4 protein-coding genes are annotated in these 3875 nt (G+C 34.9%); all 4 read left to right on the top strand.

The genetic code is table 11. The features are described 5' to 3' along the window. Nucleotides 1–55: 55 nt before the first annotated feature. The 4 genes from DF185_RS22845 to DF185_RS22830 all read left to right on the top strand — a co-directional run bounded on the left by DF185_RS22845 (nt 56) and on the right by DF185_RS22830 (nt 3829). On the top strand, nt 56–1027 hold the full coding sequence (locus DF185_RS22845; protein WP_110364061.1) for a hypothetical protein: 972 nt from the start codon (nt 56–58) through the stop codon (nt 1025–1027). Between the two features lie 61 nt (nt 1028–1088). Continuing rightward, nucleotides 1089–2060 carry a hypothetical protein gene (locus DF185_RS22840; protein WP_110364060.1) on the top strand — a complete coding sequence of 324 codons (972 nt, stop codon included), beginning with the start codon at nt 1089–1091 and terminating at the stop codon, nt 2058–2060. 2 nt (nt 2061–2062) lie between these two features. Further along, entirely contained in the window at nt 2063–2968 is a 906-nt protein-coding gene (locus DF185_RS22835) for a hypothetical protein (RefSeq protein ID WP_110364058.1), read from the top strand. 6 nt (nt 2969–2974) lie between these two features. After that, nucleotides 2975–3829: a hypothetical protein gene (locus DF185_RS22830; RefSeq protein WP_110364056.1), complete on the top strand. Its 855-nt coding sequence runs from the start codon at nt 2975–2977 to the stop codon at nt 3827–3829. The last annotated feature ends 46 nt before the right edge of the window (nt 3830–3875 follow it).

Raw genomic sequence — 3875 nt, 5'->3', positions numbered from 1 at the left:
AAAAGCAATTAGACAAGCAAAGTAAATTGATAGAACAATTATTAAGCAAGCAAAAATGATAAAAAAGGTTTTAACTATTAGCTTGGTACTTATTTGTACAAGTGCTTTCTCTCAAAACGGACAGATTAAGACAACATCGGGAACTGCGGAGAATTTTCATTATAAGGATGGGAATGTTGGAATCGGGACAAAATATCCAAATTCAAAGTTAGAAATTGCCAGTAGTGGTTATAGTATCGAAGAAGGATTACGATTATATGATTTGGGTGGTGGAGCTTGGGAGGGCTTGTGGATACAATTTGCACAAGCTAACATGACGGATATGGCTAAACTAGGAGCTATATCAAATAATACTACTAGTGGAATTCTTTATTTCTCAACCAGGAATAATTCTGATTCAAAATCGATTGAAAGAATGAGAATTGATGAGAATGGAAATATAGGAATTGGAACAACAACACCTAAATATCGATTAGATGTTTATGGAAACATAAATATTGGAACCAACTCTTCTTCAGGGGATTTAAAATATCGTATTCAAGGGAAATCAGCTTTAGCTGCATTTAATGCTTCCTATAATGGGGTACTATATATAAATAGGGATTGGGACTCAGATGTAGGTTATCATTCTGATTTTGCAAAAATTGGAATATATGGCAATGTGGGTATCGGAACAGATGATCCCAATTGCAAGCTTGACGTGGTAGGAACCATCCGCGCCCAAGAACTAAAAGTAGACATGCAAGGTGCCGATTTTGTATTCGAAGACGATTACCAACTGCGCTCTTTAGAAGAGGTTGAAAGTTTTGTACGAGAAAACAAGCACCTGCCTGATGTTGCACCTGCTAAAGAAATGCGGGAGAATGGAGTGAATCAATCTGAAATGAACCAAAAGCTTTTGCAGAAAATTGAGGAGTTGACGCTTTATGTGATTGAGCAGAATAAAAAGACAGAAGCATTAATTAAAAAAAATGAACAATTGGAAAATGAGATGAAACTGTTAAAGAAGAATAGTGGTACGCATTAGCTATTAATAATTGGTTATCTGTTCAAAAGACAATTGTAAAATATTAAAACTAAAATTTACCATGAAAAAACTACTATTTCTATTTTTTGTTGTATTGATATCGAGTTCTGTCATTGCGCAAACAAACACTTTTCCTACAAGTGGGAAAGTTGGAATTGGTACAAAAAATCCGGTTTATCCTTTCGAATTAAATAGTGATAAAGGAGGAGGAGGAATGTTTTCTTTATTAAATACAACTGGAACAGAATCAAGTATTAGTTATAGAATAAGTAACAGAAACATTAATACTGGTTGGGTAGTAGGAAATTATCAAGATGATTACTTTTTTTATTCATATACAAGAGGAAAACAAACCGTAACATTCAAACCTAATGGAAATATTGGTGTTGGAATAAGAATGCCAGATTCAAAACTAACTATAAATACAGAAGGAAATACTACTAAAGGTGGAATAACATTGCAAAATGGAACAGCTCAGCGACATTTTTGGTATTTACCGGAAAATACAAGGTCTGATTTCAAAATTGGTTCTATACATGGGGAGTGGTCTTGGACAAATTCAAATGGCGAGATGGTAAGAATAAACAGTTCGGGTAATGTTGGCATCGGCACCACCTCTCCAAATCACAAACTCGATGTTAAAGGCGTCATCCGTACCCAGGAACTAAAAGTAGACATGCAAGGCGCCGACTTTGTATTCGAAGAAGATTACCAATTGCGCTCCTTGGAAGAAGTAGAAAACTTTGTACAAGAGAACAAGCATCTGCCAGATATTGCACCCGCAAAAGAAATGCAGGAGAATGGCGTAAATCAATCTGAAATGAACCAAAAGCTATTGCAGAAGATTGAGGAGTTGACGCTTTATGTGATTGAGCAGAATAAGCTAAATCAAATTCAAACTCTGGAATTAAAATCCCTGAGAGAAGAGAATTCAGAATTAAAAGTATTAAGAAAGGAGAATTTTAAATTAAAGGAAATGAAGAAGGAGGTTGACCAACTAAAAGGATTGATTGAAAAATTACAAACAAAATAATCATGAAAAAAATATTACTACTACTATTTGCCTTTGCTCTAGCTTTGTGTGTAAAAGCACAAGTGTACAATCCAGTTGTAAATTACTATTATAATGGTACACCTAATCATGGAGTTAAAATAAAGACCAATATTCCTTTTAAACATGGATTAGGAATGCCAACCATAATTATTGAAGGTTATTGTTATGGCACAAAAACTCCGATAGGTTTATCATTAACCTGGTATGTTTATGATGGAAATTTTATTAGACCTAAACTATCATCATACGGAGGATACATACCTGAAATTAAGTTGGCTGTTGAAAATGGAAAAACGGTAATTTTTATTAATGATAGAAAATATTATAATCGTTTTACAATACGTGCTTTTGCCTTTGGGAAAAGTGAAAGTGAAAGTATGTTTGAGGGGTGGACTGTAACTGATGAATCATTAAATAGCACCAAAGTTGTAACAGTTCCTTATGAAAATCGATTTGCGGGTAACATTTACTTTCCTCAAGGTAAATGGCAGGATAATGGCAATGTGGGCATCGGCACTACCTCTCCAAATCACAAACTCGATGTTAAAGGTACCATCCGCGCCCAGGAACTAAAAGTAGACATGCAAGGTGCCGACTTTGTATTCGAAGAGGATTACCAACTTCGCTCCTTGGAAGAAGTTGAGAGCTTTGTGCAAGAAAACAAACACTTGCCCGATGTTGCACCTGCGAAAGAAATGCAGGAGAATGGGGTAAATCAATCTGAAATGAACCAGAAGCTTTTGCAGAAGATTGAGGAGTTGACGCTTTATGTGATTGAGCAGAATAAGCTAAATCAAATTCAAACTAAAGAATTGAAAATTTTGAAAGAAGAGAACTCTGAATTGAAAAAAATAACTGGAGAGATAAAAAAGAACATCAAACAATAAGTAATCATGAAAAAACTATCAATTATCTTATTCTGTTTGACCTTTGTTATTAGTGGTAAAACACAAACAGTAATTGGAGATATAGCCGCAACACAAATAAAGTTTTTCGAATATTATAATCATACCAACAAGCATGAATGGTTGAAACTTTTCCATATAAATGATAATGGTTGGAGCAGAGGAGGAATTTCCGGGACCGTAATGTATCAAGATTACCACGGAAAGGGTGGCGGGTTAATTCATTTTACATTTCCCCAAAATATTAACTCGGATCAAAAACCAACGATTGTTTTGCATGGAGATGCAGCTAATGATTTTAACTGGTATGCATACAGGAGTGCTGATAGTAAAGGTTATGATGTTTATATAAAAACGCCAGGTTATCATGTTGGCTTTACTTTTATGGTGAGAGGGTATTCATATGTCGATTACTTTAAGGCTGTTGAAGTACCTCTAGGTGAAGTTATATGGAATACGGGAATAGATACAGATACTCATGTATGTTACAAAGGAAATGGCAAAATAGGTTTTGGAACCAGAAGTCCTGCTTATAAGTTAGATGTAATTGGAACCATTCGCGCTCAAGAACTAAAAGTAGACATGCAAGGTGCCGACTTTGTATTCGAAGAGGATTACCAACTGCGCTCTTTAGAAGAGGTTGAAAGTTTTGTACGAGAAAACAAGCACCTGCCTGATGTTGCACCTGCCAAAGAAATGCAAGAGAATGGAGTGAATCAATCTGAAATGAACCAAAAACTTTTGCAGAAGATTGAGGAGTTGACTTTGTATACCATAGAACAACAAAAGCAATTAGACAAGCAAAGTAAATTGATAGAACAATTATTAAGCAAGCAAAAATGATAAAAAAGGTTTTAACTATTAGCTTGGTACTTATTTGTACAAGTGC

This window comes from Marinifilum breve, from assembly GCF_003202155.1.
GTDB classification, from domain to species: Bacteria; Bacteroidota; Bacteroidia; order Bacteroidales; family Marinifilaceae; genus Marinifilum; species Marinifilum breve.
This window is presented reverse-complemented; position numbering and strand designations above follow the sequence as displayed.

Excerpts from the sequence above, each read along its gene's own strand:
- DF185_RS22845 (WP_110364061.1), top strand. The coding sequence starts at position 56 with ATGATAAAAAAGGTTTTAACTATTAGCTTGGTACTTATTTGTACAAGT.
- DF185_RS22840 (WP_110364060.1), top strand. The coding sequence starts at position 1,089 with ATGAAAAAACTACTATTTCTATTTTTTGTTGTATTGATATCGAGTTCT.
- DF185_RS22835 (WP_110364058.1), top strand. The coding sequence starts at position 2,063 with ATGAAAAAAATATTACTACTACTATTTGCCTTTGCTCTAGCTTTGTGT.
- DF185_RS22830 (WP_110364056.1), top strand. The coding sequence starts at position 2,975 with ATGAAAAAACTATCAATTATCTTATTCTGTTTGACCTTTGTTATTAGT.